Below are 17671 nucleotides of genomic sequence, written 5' to 3'. Positions count from 1 at the left end.
GAGCCTACGGGAGCAGCTCCCGCTTCCCGGGTGCCGTGCTGCGCCAATACGCGTGCGGTCCGCGCACGTCGATCTGTCGGTCGCCACAGGCCCGGCCGGAAGGTGATGTGTTCGCACAACCCGGCCGGGGCGGCTCCGCGCCAGGGTCACCCTGACGGGACTGAGGTCACCCTGAGGAGACTGAGGGGACGATGTTCTGGTTCAGCCGGAACAGGTTGGCGGGGTCGTAGCGGTTCTTCAGCTCGACCAGTCGCCGGTAGGTGTCCGGCGGGTAGGAAGCCCGGACCAGGGACGGGTCCGACTCGCCGGTGAAGTTCACGTAGGCGCCGGCATCCGGTCCGAGCGCGGCGGTCAGCTGCCGTGCCCAGTCGACGACCTTGCCGAAACCGTCGGCGTCCGTTGTGCGGGCGATGACGTTGACGATGAACTCCTGGTCGCGCAGCGCGTAGGCCGTCTCCGACGCGGGCACCCTGCCCACGGCACCGCCGAGATGCTGCAGGTGGATTTCGGTGAGCGGATTGGGCAGCGCCACGAAGAAGTCCCGCAGGACGCGCAAGGCATCGTCGTCGACCGTACGAAGGAGCGCCGAGCGGAAGTAGTTGTGGATCCCCCGCGGGTAGAGCGGGTCGAGGGCCTGCTGCCATCCCGCGTACGGGTGGGGCGCGAACACGTCGGCGATGACGGTGCCCAAGGAGCGGAAGGGCGCGGTGGCCGCTTCGCCGGCGTCAAGGTCGCCGGACCAGCAGCCGCCGACACCGATGACCGGGGTGCCGTGGACGGAGGCGGGCAGGAAGGGCACGGGCGGGGCGGTTGTCAGATTGACCAGCGTGGTCAGTTCGTCAGGAGCCGACGCGCACGCCGCCCGGTACCCGGCCAGTACCTGCTGGGCTTCTTCGGCCGGGTAGAAGACCAGGCCGGACAGGACCGTCGTGCCGATCGCGTGGAGCTGGAACTCGAAGGAGGTCACCACCCCGAAGTTGCCGCCTCCGCCGCGCAGACCCCAGAACAGTTCGGCGTTCTCTCGCTCGCTCGCCCGCACGAACTGACCGTCAGCGGTGACGACGTCGGCTCCGACGAGGTTGTCGCTGGCCAGTCCGTACTTGCGCATGAGCCAGCCGATGCCACCTCCGGTGGTGAAACCGGCGATGCCCGTCGACGACACCAGACCACCGGTCACCGCGAGCCCGAACTGCTGGGTCTCCGCGTCCAGGTCCTTCCACGTGCATCCCGCTTGCGCGGTCACGGTGCGGCGGTCCGGATGGACCTGGACTCCCGTCATCGGGGAGAGGTCCAGCACGATGCCGCCGTCAAGAGTGGAGAACCCGGGGATGGAATGGGCCCCTCCGCGTACCGCGAGCGGCTGCCCCTCACTGCGGGCGAAGTCGATCGTGCGGATCACGTCGGCCACACCCGCGCACCGGGCGATGACCGCCGGACGCCGGTCATGCGCCCCGTTCCAGACACTGCGGGCCTGGTCGTACTCCGCCTCACCCGGCAGCACCGCGGTGCCGCGCAGGCCTGCGGTGAACTCGGCAAGCGTGGCGTCCCCGATAGGGCTTGCCGCGTGCTGGGTCGTGGTCATGATTCCTCCCATGGGCCGTCACATCGAGACCGACCCTAGGGACCCCGCCCCAACGAGAACTCAACACGATCTCAACGTGCGGCTGCCCGCGCGTCGCCGCCCGCACCACCGTCACGGAGGGTGGCCAAATGGCGACCGGCGATGACGCAGCGCATAGGATCGAAAACGCTTGCCGCCGCAGCGGTCTCGCGAGCGGCTCGACGGTGATCATCCAGCTCGGTGGAGAGCTCGGCCATGGCCAACCTCAGCCATCCGGCGAACCGTGGCCACGGAGCGAACCGTTCCGCAGCCCGTCGGTACAACTCACGCGCGGCCCGTGTCTCGCCGGACAGTAGTTCAATGGCCCCGAGCGCGGTCAGTGTCGCGCCGATGCCCACCACGTCACCTGCGGCCTCGAATCCGGACAGCGACCGACGGACGCTGCCAAGGCCGTCGCTGATGTCACCCGCCATGGCCTGCAGCAGGCCCAGGCTGATGTCGGTCAGTAACTCCCCTCGACGATCTCCGATCGCGCTGCGGACATCCCGCGCCATCGACAGCGCGAGCCCCGCTTCCCGGAATGCACCCATGTCACGGTGAAGACAGCCGATCTGGTGCAGCGCCTGCGCCCTGGCCAGGTCATCGCCCAGGTCGGCGAACTGGTCGACGGCCTCGGCGACCAGGGAGAGTGCTGCCTGCTGATTGCCGGTCAGCCGGTGCGCGTAGCCCAGGGCGGCCTCCGCGTACCCCGTTGCCTGAACGACGCCCACACGCCGGCCCAGCAGCATGGTCTCTTCCATGTAGGGGACCAGTCGCCCGGCGATCGGGACGAGGAGCAAGCAGGGCGTGATCACGGGCAGGAAAGGGCGCGTGCCGGTATCAGCGTGGGCCAGCTCGATGAGGCAGGAGTCGAGATGCCGGATGGCCAGGGGGCCGTCCTCACGGAACAGCGCGCAATGACCGAGCAGCCAGCTACCGGCGGCGGCATGCTCGGGCCGGCCGCGTGCGATGCCCTCGGCCCGTACCTCGATGGCCATCCGTTCGGCTTCGTCCAGGTCAAAGGTGCTCCACACCAGCGTGGCCTCCGCGATCCGGGCCATCACCACCTCGTCGGGCTCGCCAATCCGGCGGACGATCGCCACCGCCTCCGCCCCCAGCGCCCGATGCCGGTCGGAGCGCCCTTGGCGACTGTCGAGCCCGGTCAGCCCGATCAAGGCGGCCGCACGGGGCCGAGTCGGTTCGGGTGCCATGGCCAACGCCCGCTCGAGCCACCGCGCGCCCTCGACGGCGTGGCCGCGCAGGAACCAGAAGCGCCACAGATTGGCGGCCAGGCGCAAGGCGGTCTCGGCATCGTGCTTGCAGGCCCACCCCAGTGCTGCGCGCAGATTGTCATGCTCGCCGTCCAACAGCTTCGGCTCTTCTCTCACCACGCCTGCGGCCCGTTCGGGGTTGTGGGCCATGGCGAAGGCAAGGAAGTACGCACCGTGGACGGCCGCCGACCGCTCCGCCTCTCCGGCGAGAACGAGCTTCTCGTGCGCGAACTGACGAACCGTCTCCAACAGCCGGTAGCGGGTCGTGGCGGCCGTTCTCGCCGGTACCACCAAGGACTGGTCCACCAACCTGACCAGCACCTCGAACACGCCCGTTCTTCCCAACGGAGGATCACCACACACTGCCTCCGCCGCCTCGAGGGTGAAACTGCCCGCGAACACCGAAAGCCTGCGCAACAGAACCTGCTCAGGGCCGGCGAGTAAGTTGTGGCTCCATTCCAAGGTGCCACGCAGCGTCTGGTGCCGGGTGATGGGTACGCCTCCCCCGCAGAGCAGCGACAGCACGTCACTCAACCGGTGGACGATTTCCGCCGGCTCGAGAGCGGCGGCCTTGGCCGCCGCCAACTCCAACGCCAGGGGCATCCCGTCAAGCCGCCGGCACAGCTCGACCACCCCTGGCGCGTTGTCGGCGTCGAGCGCGAACCCGGGCCGCACCTGTGCCGCACGGTCGACGAAGAGCAGGACACTCGGCAAGTGTGCAAGCTGCTCCAAACCGGCCGCGCGGTCCCAGTCGGGTGACGGCAGGGTCAACGAGGGCACCCGCAGCGTGAACTCGCCCTGGGCATGCAGCGGCTCACGGCTGGTCGCCAGCACGTCGACACCCGAGCATCCGGCGAGGATCGCACCGACCAGCCCGGCACAGGCGGCGAGCAGGTGTTCACAGTTGTCGAGCACGATCAGCAGCCGTCGAGAGCGCAGCTGGTCCACCAGCGCCCGCCCCCGATCCGCCACATCGGAGTCCAGCCCGAGCGCCTTGGCCACCGCGTCGGCGACCATCACCGGTTCAGCGACGGCCGTCAGATCAACGAACCACGCCCCGTCGGGGTACCTCGAACGCACTCGCCGCGCGGCTTCCACGGCGAGTCGTGTCTTGCCGCTGCCACCAGCCCCGGTCAGCGTGAGCAGCCGGGCCTGCCGGGTCAGCCTCTCCACGTCGGCGATCTCACGCTCGCGCCCGACGAAACTGGTCAACGGGGCCGGCAGATGGCCGACAACCTCACTAGGGGTCGAAACATCGGCTGCCCGAGGACGCTCCGCCGCCGGCGCACCCGTCAACAGTTCGCGAAACAGCGCCACCGTCTGCGCATCCGGGTCGGTCCCGAACGCGTCCAGGAGGTCATCGACCAAGCGCTCGTACCGGGCCAGCGCCTCGGATCGTCGGCCCAGGCCTGCCAGCACCCCCATCGTCACACGGACAGCCCCCTCGTGCACCGGATCGGCATCCAGCGCCCGTGTCAGGAGGAGCAGCGCCTCCTCCGGTGCCGTCCGCGCCAGCACGGTCGCCAACCTCACCGAGATCTCACGGGACGCCGTCCGCAACTGCTCCCGCCGCGTCGTCAACCAGTCCGCGTCCGACAGATCAGGCAACAGATCCCCGGCATAGAGGTCGGCCGCGGCGCGCAACATCGCCACATCGTCCCCCGCCGACGCCTCCTGCACGGACACCTCGAACCGCAACACGTCGACCTCGACCGGTCCAGCGACGTCCAGCACGACCTGCTCCTCCCGGATCGACAGCCGTCCGGGTTCCGCGGGCCCGCCGCCGGCGACCGCGCGGCGCGCCACGTACAGGGTCTGGTGCAGATTTCGGGCCGCGGCCGCCGGCTCCAGATCGGGCCACAGCTCGTCCAGGACGTGCTCGCGATGACAGCGCTGGCCCGGCGCCAGCGCCAGCATCGCCACCAGCGCCTTCGCCTTCCGCAACCGCCACGCCCCGGCCTCGATCGCGACCCCCTCCACGGTCACGGCGAACGATCCGAGCAACTGGATGCGCCAGCTCGGGCGCGCCGGTATCACGACAGCAGCCCCGCCGAACCTCGCGCTGGACAACTTCCCCAAGCCGAGAACGCATTGACCTCGTTGAGCACGGCCACCACCTCCGGAGCGTCCCCGCGACTGACCACCCCATGCTCGCCCATCCATGCCACACACAGGGGCTCCTCGCCCGACCCGGGCCCCGGCCGACGGAATTGCGCCGGACGTCGCGACGAGCACCACCTGGACTCGGGGCCGGACGACACGGTGCTGGAGATCGGCACCGGCTCGGGCTACAGCACCGCTCTCCTCGCCCATCGAGTCCGCCCGGACGGTCTGGTCACCGTCGAGAGCGACCCCCACCTCGCCGACCGAGCTCGCACCGCCCTCGCCGGAAGGGGCCTGCGCCCTGCCGTGGTGACCGCTGACGGGGAACAGGGGTACCCGGCCCGCGCGCCCTGCACCCGGACGCGGCGACGACAACGAGGATCACCGCTCATGCGGCCCCCGACCAGGCATGTTGACCGGAATGTGGTGCCGGCTCAGCTCGGAGGCATGACCGGTACCGACGGCGGATCGCCGATCTGGCCGTTGGCGGTTCGGGAGCGGCAGAGCAGGAGCTGCTTCGGCGAGGTGCTCGTGAACGGGGATTGATCGTAGTCTCCGTAGCGCTGCGCGACGTCGAGACCGGCCAGCCGGCAGAGCGCCGAGAGTTCCTCGGGAAAGAAGCAGCGCATGCTGACCTTCTTGGTGCGTACGCACACGCCGTCGCGTAGGTAGTCCAGCGTGAAGCGCAGCACTTGGGCGGCGGCGTCGTAGCTGGTCGCCGCTCGCACGTCGAGCCTCGCCCCGTCCCGGTCCACGACCGACTTGTGGTGGTAGGGCGACTCGGGGAGCCGGCACAGCTTGGCCATGTCGGGGTTGAACACATCCAGGATCAGGGTCCCTCCTGGTCGCAGCACGTTTCGCGCCGAGGTGAGGAACGCGACCACGGAATCCAGGTCGTGCAGGTGCTGCATCGCATTGGTTGCCGAGAACACCAGGGCGAAGCGCCTGTCGGAGCGGATGTCTCGGCAGTCCTGTTCCAGCCACTCGACTGGCAGTCGCTCGTCCTCGGCCCGCTGACGGGCACGCGCGAGCATCGAGGGCATGATGTCAAGCCCTGTGACCTCGATACCCGCCCGCGCGATCGGCAGGGTGATGCGCCCGGTTCCGCAGGCCACCTCCAGGACCGGACCGCCCGCCCGGACCGCTTGGCCGAGGAAGAACGGGATGTCGTGGGTCCGCGCGGCGAACTCCTGATCGTAGAAGTCCGCATCGTCGTATACGGCCAGGTCCTGCAGTGGTCTCATCGTGCCACCGCCGGCGTCGGGCCGAAAGCGTCAGCAAGGCTGGTCAGGACGGAGCCGGACCACCTGCTCTCCCCGAACACACTGACCGGCATGGCAAGCACGCCGCACTCGCGCTGGAGCGTCTGCGCTGGGATTTCCACCGGGAAGAAGTAGTTGCCGGGACACGTCCGGCTCGCCGTGGGAATCGCCCCGAGCACTTCGTCCGGCAACCGTTCGAACAGCCGCTCAGCCCGTGCGGCCAGTTCGTCGACGACCTGCCGGGGCACGTCGCTGTGCTCGGTCAGCAGACGGCCGGCGAGCCTCAGCTGTGCCGACGTCGGCGGATCCGCCCGGAACGCCTCGGCCAATTCGACTTGCCCCGGACCCAGCAGGACCACGCCGAACGTGCGGGGCCACAGCCATCCCTTGGTGACCGAATGCAGCAGGACCGCACGACCGGTGTCCAGCAATCGCCGTGTGCCGGCGGCGAACGGGGCTCCCAGGTCGTAGACGCTGTCGATCAGCAGGCGGCGGCGTGGTGATACCAGCAACCACGAAATCACCGCGTCACACTCGCCATCGGACAGGTATCGGCCGAGCGGCTTACTGGGGTTGGCGAGCAGCAGGTATTCGGGCCGGTCGTCCGCCGGCGACCTCGGCAGGGCCGGCGCCGGTAGCGTCGGGTAGGACGCGGGCTCCAGGCCCGCAGCGCGGGCCAGCTCGAAGTAAACCGGGTACACGTCGCTGGGCAGCCACAACCGCGCTTGCACGGCACGCAGCCAATGGAACACCACGCCGAGCCCGTGCCGGACCCCTCGACAGACCATGGCGTGGCCGGACCACTCTTCCGGCAGCTCGAAGCGCCGCAGCCAGGCACGGGCGAGATCGCACCGGTACACCGTAGTCATGTCGGTCGGTGGTTCCGGTCGCATCGGAGCAAGCGCCCGGTACACGTTGGTATCGGCGGCGTCCAGAAGCGACGAGGAAGCACTGAGTTGCCGCTGCCGGAATTCCTGGAACTCGTCGAACCTCATGCCGTTGCACCTTCCGGCACGATCTCGCTGGCCCGGTCTTCCAGGGAGGCGTAGCAGCGTCCGTCGGCCATGACGTTCCAACTGCGTGCGATTCCGTTGGTGCGTTCCCAGAGCAGGCTGGGTTCGGTGTAAGCGGCGATCCGCATCGGCCGTCCGTCCCAGCTGCCGTGATAGACCGGCGCGCCCCAGGGCAGGCGGCTCTCCAGTTCGAGGCCGTGCCGCTCGGCGAACCGGGTAACGATGGACAGCGAAACCTGGTGCTCTCGGCTCCAGACGTTGGCGGCGCGGTCGAAGTAGAGCGACTCGGTGCTGGTGGATACGTAGAGCTCTTTGAAGCAGACCTCCTCGACACCGAGAGCCGCGGCCCACGAAAGGTAGTCGGCGACGTCGGCCGCGTCGGCGACGCCGCCGTGCTGGAGCACGCAGATCAGCCTCATCCGCAGCCCCGGCCAGCGGTCACGTTCCACGCGCCAGGTGTCGATCACAGAGGCCACCGGCGTGCGCAGCATCATCAGCCGCTCGCTGACGGCGTCGTCCTGATGGTGCCGGGAGACCGCCAGCACGCTCAGGCCTGCGGCGCTCAGGGCTGCGAGGCGGCCGGCCCGGTCAGCGTGCCGGCCCTTCGCCAGGGTGTGCGCGTTGGTGATCAGGACGACCTTCGGGAAGGCCGCCGAGCAGGCGGACACCAGTCGCAGCTGCTGTTCGAACGGTATGAGCGTGGGCTCCCCGCCGCCGGTGATCACTGCACGCTCGGCACCCGCCGCACGGGCGCGCTCCAGCCAGTGGGCGACCGCGTCCCACGGGACCCGTGCCGGCGCTTGGTCGCTGGAGATCGAAGCCGAGGAGAAGCAGAACGAGCACCGGGCTTGGCAGGCGGAGGCGACCGGCAGAAGCGAAACCGAGCGCGGTCGCGTGTCGGCGTAGCGACGCTGTGCCGATCCGTGCAGGTGCAGGGAGGCCGCCATCGCATCCTCGACGGTTGTCGGGCGCAGAGTGAACTCGTCGCCTACTTGGTCGAGCTCGTGGACTGCTGACAACCGGATGCGATCCTCGTGCAGTTCCATGCCGAGGCCGGTCGACACGTTGGACACCAGCTTGTCGGGGTCCACCGTGGTTTCCAGCACCAGCACCCGGTCGCCGGGAATGGCCAGACGGTCCAGCAAGCGTCGCGCCTTGGCGATGCCGATTCCCAACTCCGCACGGGTGAGCAGGTGGAACCTGTCGGGATAGGTACTCTCCGGAATCCCCGCCTTACCGTATGCGAACGCGTACTTGTCGAAACCCTTCGCGAAGTTCGACAGCACGATGACGTGGAAGCGCTGGTTACTGTGGTTCATCCCGTCATCATGCATGAACAGGCCCCAGTGGGAACTCGCTCCAGACTCCCGCCAATGTGGCGCCTTCACCCTCCACCCGCAGGGGGCCCGCTGGCAGAACACCTCTCAGCGAGGTCGAGGAACTGACTGTGGGCTATCAGTCGGGGACGGCAATGCGGGTTGGCCGCAACACCCGATACGACCCGGTGATCGCGACCTACGCGGATCCGTATCCTCGCCAAGTGCGAATGGACCAAGAAGAGCCTGCGGCTCTTCCTCATCCGCGACTCCGACTCCGACTCCGGCACCGGCACCGGCACCGGCACCGGCACCGGCACCGGCAAGTCTCACCTGCTGATCGCCCTCGGCACCGAAGCCAGGGAGGGGCGGCGACCTCGGCGACCGTCAGCGTTCCCGCATTCCGGTCCACCACCAGCGCGTCGCCGCCCACTCGAAACACGAGAGTGCCTGGGCGACCGCGTTGGGCCACATCTGCCGGTCTTCGACCCGGAGGATCACTGCACGAGTCCGCGCGGAGACACCGGGGACCCTCAGCACCGGATACTGCCATCGTGGCCGCCACCGTTCTGCACGGACGGCCTCAGGACGCCTGCGCGGCATCGCCCTTTCGGATCAACATGAAGCCGGCCTGCCACGGCTGGGCACCTGCATGCACTGGCTGTATGCCGGCCGCAGCAGGGGTTCCTGCTATCCGGTTCTCGCGTTCCAGGGGAACATCGCGAAGTGGTACTGGAGAAGGAACATCTTGCGGTGCCGGTCGTGTCGGCACCGGCCTGCAGGGCGAGGCGGTCGTCGGCCTCTCAGCCGTGTCTGCTGTAGAGGGGAGCCGTGGCCGGGGGGCACGTACCGCGTGTCCGGTGGATTCCGTATTGCCGCGAGCGCCGCTCATCGGGTCGGTTGCCGTTCCGGTGTGGTCGGTTCCGCGAACAGGGCTTGCAGGACCGTTCGGGCCTGTTCGCGAAGCCAGGTGTGGGCCCGGTCGTTGTCATGGCGCCGGTGCCAGGCCAGGTACAGCCCGATCGGCGGCAGTTGCATGGGGACCGGCAGCGCCAGCAGGCCCAGTTGTCGTCGCGCCGCTCGGGTACTGGCCTCGGGGACGGATACCACCAGGTCAGTGCCGTGGACAAGTCGTAGGGCGGTTGATGCTGTTGGGGCCGCAGCGACGACCACACGCTCCATTCCGAGGCTGGCCAGGACATCGTCGACCGGGTCGCGCAGCCGTCCACGACGCGAGACGGTGACATGCTCGGCCGCAACGTAGCGTTCGACGGTCAGCGGTGCTCCGGCCAAGGGGTGACCTGGGCGTACCGCGACGACAAGGCGGTCCTGCCCGATCTGCCGGTGGCGGACGTCGGGCGCCGCGGGCGTGCCGGTGCCGGACTCCAGGTCCACATCGCCCCGGCGCAGGTCCGGGGTGTCGGCACTGGGCTCGGCGACGAAACGCAGCCGGATGCCCGGGGCCTGGCGGTGCACCGTTGCCAACAGGGCCGGGCCGCAGGCGTCGGCGAGGGCGTCGTGCCAGCGCACCGTGAACACGCGCTCGAGCGTGCTCAGATCCACCTCCCGGTCCGGCGACAGCACCTCGTGCGCCTGCTGCACGAGGTCGTGGACCTGTGCTCGGACGGCGAGAGCGTAGGTGGTGGGGACCATGGTGTGCCCGGAGCGGACCAGGATCTGGTCCCCGGTGACCTTGCGGAGACGGCCCAGCGAGCGGCTCATCGCCGGGGCGGTGACATGGGTGCGAGCCGCCGCGCCGCTCACGCTGCCCTCTTCCAGTAGTGCGTCCAAGGCCGTGAGCAGGTTCAAGTCCAAGTGCATGAGAGTAAATATATAGCTGACCAACATGCACTGGTTGTTAATCAGTGGTCGGTCTACGGTCGAGACCAGACACCAGGGCCGCGGCCATCGCCGCTTCGGTCACTTCCTCTTCAGGAGCACCCCATGTCCTTCGACACGTCTTTCGACCTCGACAACTCCCTGTTGGCCACGGTCACTTCCATCGTTCGAACCGCAGGCGACACACTGCTCGACCGCTTCACCACGCACGCTCGCGGAACGGCTCTCGACGAGATCGTGAAGGAGATCTACGCCAACGACGACGCGGTCCTGAAAGTCATGCGGGAGCCGCTGCTCCTGGCCAGGCCGGGCTCGCAGTGGGCCGAGGACGAACTGGCCGGCGGGGCGCTGCCAGACGGCGAGTGGTGGATCGTCGATCCCGCCGAAGGCAACATCAACCACGTCCACGGCATGCCCGACTGGGCGGTCACCGCCACCTTGGTGCGCGACAACCAGCCGGTCCTGACCGTGGTCCACCTTCCGCTGACCGGCGACACCTACACCGCGATCGCGGGAAGGGGCGCCCACCTCAACGGCGCCGTGCTGCGCGCGTCGGCCAAGACCGACCTGGGCGCGGCCCTGGTCGGCACCGGCCAGGCCAAGCCCGGCGAGGACGCCGACACCTTCCGCAAGATCGGCGAATCCGTCACCGCGATGCTGATCAACGGCCTGGTCGTCCGGGTCTCGGTCCCCGCCACCTTGCAACTCATCCACCTCGCCGCCGGACGGATGGACGCCTTCTGGCAGTTCTCCGACGTCCGCTCCGGCCTGGTGGCCGGCGCCCTTCTGGCCATCGAGGCCGGCGGCACCGTCACCGACATCAGCGGCGCGCCCTGGAATCTGGCCAGCCCTGATTTCCTGGCCGCGGCCCCCGGCCTTCACGCCGCCGCCGTCACGGTCCTCGCCCCGCTCGCCTGATCAGCCCTCCCACCACAAGGAGTCCCCCATGAGCACCATCGGCATTCTCGGCACCGGGCGCGTCGGCAGCAACCTCGCCCGTGCCCTCGCCGCCGCCGGACACACCGTCATCCTCGGCCACCGCACCCCCGACGCGGCAGCAGCGGGCAAGGAGGCAGGCATGGACCCCTCGATCCGGTTCGCCGACCAGCGCGCCACCGCGCGCGCCGCCGACATCGTGATCAACGCGACCCCGGGCGACAGCGCGCTGGAACGACTGACGGAACTGCGCACCGAACTCGCCGACAAAATCCTCATCGACGTCTCCAACGCCACCCACGATGCCGCCGACGGACTGCCGGGAGACCTCGTCTACCCCGGCAGCAGCCTGGCCGAAAACCTCCAGCAGGCCCTACCCGACACCCGGGTCGTCAAGACCCTCAACACCATGCTCTTCATGGTCATGACGTCGCCACATACGCTGGCCACACCGCCAACGGTCTACCTGTCCGGCGAGGACGACCACGCCAAGAAGACCGTCGGAGCCCTGCTCGGCGACCTCGGCTGGCAGCCGGAATGGATCGAGAACCTCGGCGGCATCACTACCGCCCGCGCCACAGAAGCCCTCATCCTGCTGGTCCCCCACATCGTGCGACGCCATGGATTCCAGCCCTTCGCCGTCTCCCTGACACGCTGACAGCACGCACCACCCCCATCCACCAGCCTGAACGATCCGCTTCCCGCCCCTGCGCGTCCCCCACTACCTGCCAAAAACCGTGAGACCCACGCGGCAGGCAGGGGCAGGATGCCGCCATGGACCGTCAACGGATCGACGCGTCAGCACCCTCCAGGTATGGGACGACTACGAGTGGTCCTGGACCGGAAGCCTCTCCCAGTGGGCCCTGGACCACCCCGAGCACCCCGACAACGGAGAAGCCCTCAAGGCAGCGGCCGAACACCGCCACACCTGGCTCCACGGCTACCGGGGCACCCTCGGATTCGTCACCCTGCTCCTACGCCGGACGAACTGTTAGCCCTCTGAACATGCCGTACGACACGGGCGTCCCCCGCCACGGGAGGGCTGGCTTTCGGACGCCTTTCGACGGTACGGCCCTCAACCCAGGACCCGCCACGGCTCCCGGCCGTCCTTATCGGGACCAGGTCGTGCCACCGCCGCACGATCGAACTGCTCGTACGCCTCCTGCAGATACTCGGCCGACAGATGGGATCCAGCTGCCAGGGACTCGAAGCTCTGACCGTGCGCGAGCGCCTTCTCGACCGCTTCGTGCAGGCTGATCTGAGTACGCCGGTTGGCCTCGACCAAGTCCACGACCAGATCCACCCACCGGCCGTCGCGCAGACTGGTGGCCGCATTGCCGGCGATCATGTCAGCGGCCACGGCCAAGTCGGCATCCAGCACCTTCAGATCCTCGGAAAGGGGCTTCTTCTTGCCGGAAGTCTTCATGACGGCACAGTAGGCCCCGCCACCCTCCACCCGCAGGGGTCCGCCGCTGAAACTCCTCACGAGGTCCGCCGCCGCAGTTTCACCGTGCCGGCGGCCAAGGTGCAATCGTTGGTCCCCCTGCCTACCCACGAGCCCCACAGCCATGCGCTGACCTTCGGCCGTCCCCCCGCATCAACGCCCCCACCCGCCGCGGTATCCACCCCGTGCGAGCGACTTCCAAGGAACTGCCCGGAGGCAGAGTACGGACCACGGTGGCGACCTGTCGTCGATGGCTTTCCTCAGCCCGATCCGCAGGTCCGGACGGCCGTGGATCATCACCGCGGGCCGTACACGCCGGCCCTCAGCGCGAGCCACTTCGGCGTCGTACTGAACCGCGTCGAAGTGGAGCTCCGGCGGAGGGTGCGGCGGCTCGGCGGTGTGAGACTCCCACGGAACCTCCCGGTCCGACCACTGCACGATCTCCCCGAACCGCTGCACGTTCACGGTCAGGAAGCCGCAGCAGGTACCGGTGCAACCCGGTTCCCCCAGCGTCTCCGGGGACCCGGTCGCCGATCTCGACGTTGACGCTGACGGCCACGAGGGCGCGATTCGGTGCATGGACGGCGCTCCCGGAGAGTTCGTCCAATGGTTTGGCGGCGGCGAAGCGGAAGGCTATGCGGGCACGCTTGGTTCTGCGAGAGCTCGAAGTCGGCTTCCGGACAGATGATGGCCGGCTTTCTCTCCGGCCGCGCGCAACCCTGCGGGATACGGGGGCCGACCTTCGGCCGGCCGGCCCGCCGTCTACGTGCGGGGCTACGGGCTTTCACGGATGCGCTGTCGGCGCATGCTCCGGCACAGTGATCGTCGCGTGTCTGCGTTTCCGGCTTGCGGCGCGCGCCGCAATCCCTCGGTGCCGGCGGAGGGCCGGTGGGTGGTGAGGAGGGTGATCGCAGAAAGCTGCAGGGCTGTCCTCCCGCTGTCGACACCCCTTTCCCGACGTCGTGCAGCCGACGTGCCTGGTGCCGTCCGATCCGCGACCCGGCATCGAGCACACGACGTCACACTTCCGGCCCGGGTGCTTCGGCCTGGGACGACATGCCACTGAACGACATGCCACTGGTTCCCAAAGATCCTTCCCACCCGCCACTCTGCCCACCTTCGTTCGACCCTCAGGAGGATCCGTTGCTCGACGCCATCGGTATGGCGCTTGCGGGTCAGGAGTTCTACGCCCCGCTGGCAACCATCAGCGACACCGGGCAGCGGCTCGCCCCTGCGCAGGTGGCCGATGGATGGCTGAGCACCGGCAAGGACATCTGGACGGCGTGGAGCCACCCCTCTCTCCGACGGGCCGCTCAAGGCTGGAAGATCCATGTGTCCGCGCGCCTGGACCGCACACAGGACGTCCTCGACGCTGTAGCACATACCTGCTTCGCTGAGCGGGTGCCGTTCAAGCACGTCAGCGCCCAGAAGTTCTTCCTGGCACTGCACCACAAGCACGCGGACCGTGCACAGGCCGGCAAGTTCTGCGCCCTCTACCCGCAGGACACCGAGACGGCCCACCGGCTCCTGGCCGTCCTTTCGGCCGCGCTGGAGGGCGAGGAGGGCCCGTACATCCTGTCCGACCGCCGCTACCGGGATTCTCGGACCGTCCACTACCGCTACGGCGCGTTCAGCCACCGCAGCCGGCTACGCCTGGACGGCAGCAGAGAACCGGTCATCCGTGACGGCTTCGGACGCGACGTGCCGGACCAACGCCGACCCGTGTTCATCCTTCCCGACGGCGTCACCGATCCCTTCGTCGCCCAGGAGCCCGCACCGCACTCCGGGCCGATCGTCATCCGCCACTACGAGATCGCCAAGGTACTGCAGCCCAGCAACGCCGGAGGGGCATATCAGGCGGTGGACCGCCGCACCGGACGCGCTGTCTTCATCAAGGAAGCACGCGCCCACAACGGCTATACCTGGGACGGCGTCAGCGCGCGGCAGAGACTGCGCCGCGAATACGACGTCCTCACCGCCGTCCACGCGGCGGCCCCCGGGGTATGCCCGCAGCCCCTGGACCACTTCACCGAGTGGGAACACGACTTCCTGGTCACAGAGTTCGTCGACGGCATCTCGCTGCACCATTGGGTGGCACGGAACTCACCCACCACCAAGGCCGAGTGGCCCAACCGCGACTCCGCGAGCTACTTCAAGGCCTGCCGCCAAATCCTGCGCAGCCTGGACGAGTCCCTTTCCCACCTTCACTCCCGGGGCTACCGCTTCGGGGACCTCAGTCCCGCCAACGTCATCGTCACCGCCGACCTGCGGGCCAGACTCATCGATTTCGAGGCCGCCACACCGCTGACTCAGCCGGCGGCCGCCATGGGCACCCCCGGGTTCACCCTCCCCCGCGGCCTCGCCGACGCCGACACGGACCCGCTCCTGCACGACCGGTACGCCATGGCCGCACTCACGCTGTCCCTCTTCGCTCCACCCCTCCAAGGAGCAGCGGAGCGTCAATCGTCCCAACTCGCGCTGTTGCGACGTGATCTGACTGCCACTGCGGCAGTGCCGGCGGACTTGTGGGCTCGCGCGACCGCCTTCCAGCGTACGGACGGCGGCAGTTCCGCGGCATTGCCCGACCCGTCCGACGTGGACGCCGATCCCGAAGGCTGCCTCGCCGATCTCGCCGCGAGGGTAGCCATCGGACTGCTCGATGCGGCCGACACCCGTCGATCCGACTGGGTCTTCCCACCCTCACCCCAGGCATTCCACACCAACACCGTCGGCGTTGCCTACGGAACCTCGGGGGTGGTACACGCCCTGCACCGGGCGGGCGTGCCCATCCCTGAGGAGATCAAGAAGCGATTACTGGTCGACTCCCTGGCACTGCGCGATGAACTGCCACCCGGCCTGAACGCGGGATCAGCAGGCATCGCCCGGGTCCTGGCGCAGCTCGGCCGCCTGGACGAGGCGACCGAACTCCTGCAGACCGCCGAGAACCATCCCCTGACCCGCACCTCCACCACACTGGCCGACGGCCGGGCCGGAATCGGCCTGAGCTGGCTGGCCCTGCACCGGCGCACACGCGACAACCGGCACCTGGAGCTGGCCGCGGCAGCCGGAGACGCGATCGTGCGCACCACCGACCTGGTGCCGACCCTCGGCGACCACGACGCCAGAGGGCTGTTCCACGGCCGCTCCGGCCTTGCCCTCTTCCTGCACCAACTGGCCGACGCAACAGGTCGGACCTCCTACCTCACAGCAGGCCGTCACCTGATCCACGAAGAACTCGACCGCGCGCTCCAGTTGCCCGACGGAGGCCTGTCCTTCGCCGACAATGCCGTGATCAGGCGTGCCATGCCCTACCTGTCCGTCGGCTCGGCGGGCGTGGCTACGGTCCTCACCCGCTATGTGGCGACCTCGCCGGACGACCGCTGCGTCGCGGCACTGCCGCTGCTCGTCGCCGATGCCAGGAAGACCTGCGCCATGGAACCGGGCTGGTCCACAGGACTTGCCGGGCTGACCTACTTTCTCGCCGAGCACGCCGAACTGACCGGCCGGCCGACCGACCGTGAAGCCGCCGTACGGGTCGCCACCGGACTGCTGAAACACGCCCAGCCCCATGGCCAGGGTGTCCGCTACCTCGGCGCGGGCGGCATGCGATGCACCGCCGACCTGACTTGGGGCGCCGCAGGAGTGCTTCTGGCACTGCAACGTGTCCTGCACGGCCCCGAGGACGAGTTGTTCACCTTGGACCACGGGCATCCCATCCACCCTGAGGTCCCCTCTCGAAAGTGAAGGAACGCCGGTATGAACCAGATTCTCGCTCTGCAGGAACTCACCGTCGAGGTCGACGCCGAACAGGAAGGGGCCTTCTGGCCCCCCTGCTTCAGCATCCACGAAAGCCTGTGGACCAACCCGACCACCACCACCATGTGATCGGTGGCGGACCGTCGGCATGCCCGACGGTCCGCTCCTTCCTCCATCAACAGCGCATCGGGCAGCATGCACCGGGCACACCGGCTTCCAGCGTCGGGCGTGCCCGTACGGCCGTGGTCCGCCAGGTCCGCCGTGATCCCGGCGGTATCTGTCATGACCTGTGGGCGGGCCAGTTCGGCCAGGTCCACGAGCAGGCGGGCACCGCCGTCCTCGGCGATGCGGCGGCGCCGTTCCCACATCGCTGTGGCCCTGGGCCTGCCAGCGGCGCGCGCTGAACCGACGGAGCGGCACGCATTGCCAGTACACCTCCCCCAGGCTCCGACCGTAGACGGCGTACTCCTGCGCGGCCGCCTCCAGGAGAATTCGTGCGCGGGATGTCGAGAACGTGCGGCCGGCTCCGTCCCAGGGGCACGAGAGGCCGCGAACCGGCCGCTCCACGACCTCGACGAAGGAGCGATCACCATGCAGCCGACCCAGATCACCGAGATCCTGAACCGCCCGATCAGCCAGGATCTGCTGGCCCGCGACCTGACCCGGCTGGCCTACGTCGCCACGGACGGCACCCCACGCAGTATCCCGATCGCGTTCACCTGGAACGGCTCGCAGATCGTCCTGTGCACCACGAAGAACGCCGCGAAACTGCCCGCACTGCGCAAGAACCCGATCGTTGCCCTGACCATCGACACCGAGGTCCACCCACCGAAGATCCTGCTCCTGCGCGGGCGGGCCGAGCTGGACGTCGTCGACGGCATCCCGGAGGAGTATCTCCAGATGAACGGCAGCTACGCGATGACACCCGAGCAGCGCACCGAGTGGGAGGCCGAGGTCCGCTCCCTCTACGACGGCATGGTCCGCATCGTCATCACCCCGACCTGGGCGAAACTCATCGACTTCGAAACCACCCTGCCCACCGCCGTCGAGGAGCTGATCCGACAGCGCGCCGAACGTCAGTGCACCTGAGATCACCGCCTTCGCAAAACGGCGTGGCAGTTCTGCGGTACG

14 protein-coding genes are annotated in these 17671 nt (G+C 68.8%); 7 read left to right on the top strand and 7 right to left on the bottom strand.

The window, feature by feature from the left end:
* Positions 1–166 precede the first annotated feature (166 nt).
* Together C6N31_RS31380 and C6N31_RS31375 are read right to left on the bottom strand one after the other, a co-directional pair.
* Positions 167–1582 carry an FAD-binding oxidoreductase gene (locus C6N31_RS31380; RefSeq protein WP_138355344.1) on the bottom strand — a complete coding sequence of 472 codons (1416 nt, stop codon included), beginning with the start codon at positions 1580–1582 and terminating at the stop codon, positions 167–169.
* A gap of 71 nt (positions 1583–1653) precedes the next feature.
* Entirely contained in the window at positions 1654–4908 is a 3255-nt protein-coding gene (locus C6N31_RS31375) for an ATP-binding protein (RefSeq protein ID WP_307811560.1), read from the bottom strand.
* A gap of 54 nt (positions 4909–4962) precedes the next feature.
* Between C6N31_RS31375 and C6N31_RS45975 the strand changes: the two genes are divergently transcribed.
* Positions 4963–5520, top strand: a complete 558-nt coding sequence (locus C6N31_RS45975; protein WP_269287104.1) for a protein-L-isoaspartate O-methyltransferase family protein — start codon at positions 4963–4965, stop codon at positions 5518–5520.
* On the opposite strand, the gene C6N31_RS31365 is transcribed toward C6N31_RS45975, so the two are convergent.
* The 4 genes from C6N31_RS31365 to C6N31_RS31350 all read right to left on the bottom strand — a co-directional run bounded on the left by C6N31_RS31365 (position 5409) and on the right by C6N31_RS31350 (position 10386).
* Entirely contained in the window at positions 5409–6218 is an 810-nt protein-coding gene (locus C6N31_RS31365) for a class I SAM-dependent methyltransferase (protein WP_138355342.1), read from the bottom strand. The two genes, C6N31_RS45975 and C6N31_RS31365, sit on opposite strands and share 112 nt — an antisense overlap.
* Positions 6215–7231: an aminotransferase class I/II-fold pyridoxal phosphate-dependent enzyme gene (locus C6N31_RS31360; RefSeq protein ID WP_138355341.1), complete on the bottom strand. Its 1017-nt coding sequence runs from the start codon at positions 7229–7231 to the stop codon at positions 6215–6217. Before C6N31_RS31360 ends, C6N31_RS31365 begins: the two co-directional genes overlap by 4 nt.
* Positions 7228–8583, bottom strand: coding sequence for a radical SAM family protein (locus tag C6N31_RS31355; RefSeq protein WP_198358685.1), 1356 nt, complete (start codon positions 8581–8583; stop codon positions 7228–7230). Before C6N31_RS31355 ends, C6N31_RS31360 begins: the two co-directional genes overlap by 4 nt.
* A gap of 870 nt (positions 8584–9453) precedes the next feature.
* Positions 9454–10386 (bottom strand): LysR family transcriptional regulator, encoded by a 933-nt coding sequence (locus C6N31_RS31350; protein ID WP_138355339.1) that lies wholly within the window; start codon positions 10384–10386, stop codon positions 9454–9456.
* 123 nt (positions 10387–10509) lie between these two features.
* On the opposite strand from C6N31_RS31350, the gene C6N31_RS31345 reads away from it, so the two are divergent.
* From C6N31_RS31345 to C6N31_RS31335, 3 genes are all read left to right on the top strand, one after another.
* Positions 10510–11322: an inositol monophosphatase family protein gene (locus tag C6N31_RS31345; RefSeq protein WP_138355338.1), complete on the top strand. Its 813-nt coding sequence runs from the start codon at positions 10510–10512 to the stop codon at positions 11320–11322.
* Between the two features lie 28 nt (positions 11323–11350).
* Complete coding sequence (locus C6N31_RS31340; protein WP_138355337.1) at positions 11351–11998, top strand: NADPH-dependent F420 reductase; 648 nt, start codon at positions 11351–11353, stop codon at positions 11996–11998.
* A gap of 79 nt (positions 11999–12077) precedes the next feature.
* Positions 12078–12335 (top strand): arginase family protein, encoded by a 258-nt coding sequence (locus C6N31_RS31335; RefSeq protein WP_306665041.1) that lies wholly within the window; start codon positions 12078–12080, stop codon positions 12333–12335.
* Positions 12336–12415: 80 nt separating this feature from the next.
* Here C6N31_RS31335 and C6N31_RS31330 read toward each other — a convergent pair whose 3' ends face one another.
* Positions 12416–12766, bottom strand: a complete 351-nt coding sequence (locus C6N31_RS31330; RefSeq protein ID WP_138355336.1) for a hypothetical protein — start codon at positions 12764–12766, stop codon at positions 12416–12418.
* A 1161-nt stretch (positions 12767–13927) separates the two neighbouring features.
* On the opposite strand from C6N31_RS31330, the gene lanKC reads away from it, so the two are divergent.
* From lanKC to C6N31_RS31320, 3 genes are all read left to right on the top strand, one after another.
* On the top strand, positions 13928–16528 hold the full coding sequence (lanKC, locus tag C6N31_RS31325; RefSeq protein ID WP_198358683.1) for a class III lanthionine synthetase LanKC: 2601 nt from the start codon (positions 13928–13930) through the stop codon (positions 16526–16528).
* A gap of 12 nt (positions 16529–16540) precedes the next feature.
* Complete coding sequence (locus tag C6N31_RS45275) at positions 16541–16669, top strand: hypothetical protein (protein WP_269287099.1); 129 nt, start codon at positions 16541–16543, stop codon at positions 16667–16669.
* Positions 16670–17131: 462 nt separating this feature from the next.
* Positions 17132–17629, top strand: coding sequence for a pyridoxamine 5'-phosphate oxidase family protein (locus tag C6N31_RS31320; protein WP_138355334.1), 498 nt, complete (start codon positions 17132–17134; stop codon positions 17627–17629).
* Positions 17630–17671: the final 42 nt, after the last annotated feature.

The organism is Streptomyces fildesensis, assembly GCF_016107395.1.
GTDB classification, from domain to species: domain Bacteria; phylum Actinomycetota; class Actinomycetes; order Streptomycetales; family Streptomycetaceae; genus Actinacidiphila; species Actinacidiphila fildesensis.
The sequence above is the reverse complement of the archived record's forward strand: the minus strand, read 5'-3'. Positions and strand labels throughout refer to the sequence as shown.

Excerpts from the sequence above, each read along its gene's own strand:
- C6N31_RS31355 (WP_198358685.1), bottom strand. The coding sequence starts at position 8,583 with ATGCATGATGACGGGATGAACCACAGTAACCAGCGCTTCCACGTCATC.
- C6N31_RS31350 (WP_138355339.1), bottom strand. The coding sequence starts at position 10,386 with ATGCACTTGGACTTGAACCTGCTCACGGCCTTGGACGCACTACTGGAA.
- C6N31_RS31345 (WP_138355338.1), top strand. The coding sequence starts at position 10,510 with ATGTCCTTCGACACGTCTTTCGACCTCGACAACTCCCTGTTGGCCACG.
- C6N31_RS31340 (WP_138355337.1), top strand. The coding sequence starts at position 11,351 with ATGAGCACCATCGGCATTCTCGGCACCGGGCGCGTCGGCAGCAACCTC.
- C6N31_RS31365 (WP_138355342.1), bottom strand. The coding sequence starts at position 6,218 with ATGAGACCACTGCAGGACCTGGCCGTATACGACGATGCGGACTTCTAC.
- C6N31_RS31360 (WP_138355341.1), bottom strand. The coding sequence starts at position 7,231 with ATGAGGTTCGACGAGTTCCAGGAATTCCGGCAGCGGCAACTCAGTGCT.
- C6N31_RS31320 (WP_138355334.1), top strand. The coding sequence starts at position 17,132 with ATGCAGCCGACCCAGATCACCGAGATCCTGAACCGCCCGATCAGCCAG.
- C6N31_RS31330 (WP_138355336.1), bottom strand. The coding sequence starts at position 12,766 with ATGAAGACTTCCGGCAAGAAGAAGCCCCTTTCCGAGGATCTGAAGGTG.
- C6N31_RS31380 (WP_138355344.1), bottom strand. The coding sequence starts at position 1,582 with ATGACCACGACCCAGCACGCGGCAAGCCCTATCGGGGACGCCACGCTT.
- C6N31_RS45275 (WP_269287099.1), top strand. The coding sequence starts at position 16,541 with ATGAACCAGATTCTCGCTCTGCAGGAACTCACCGTCGAGGTCGACGCC.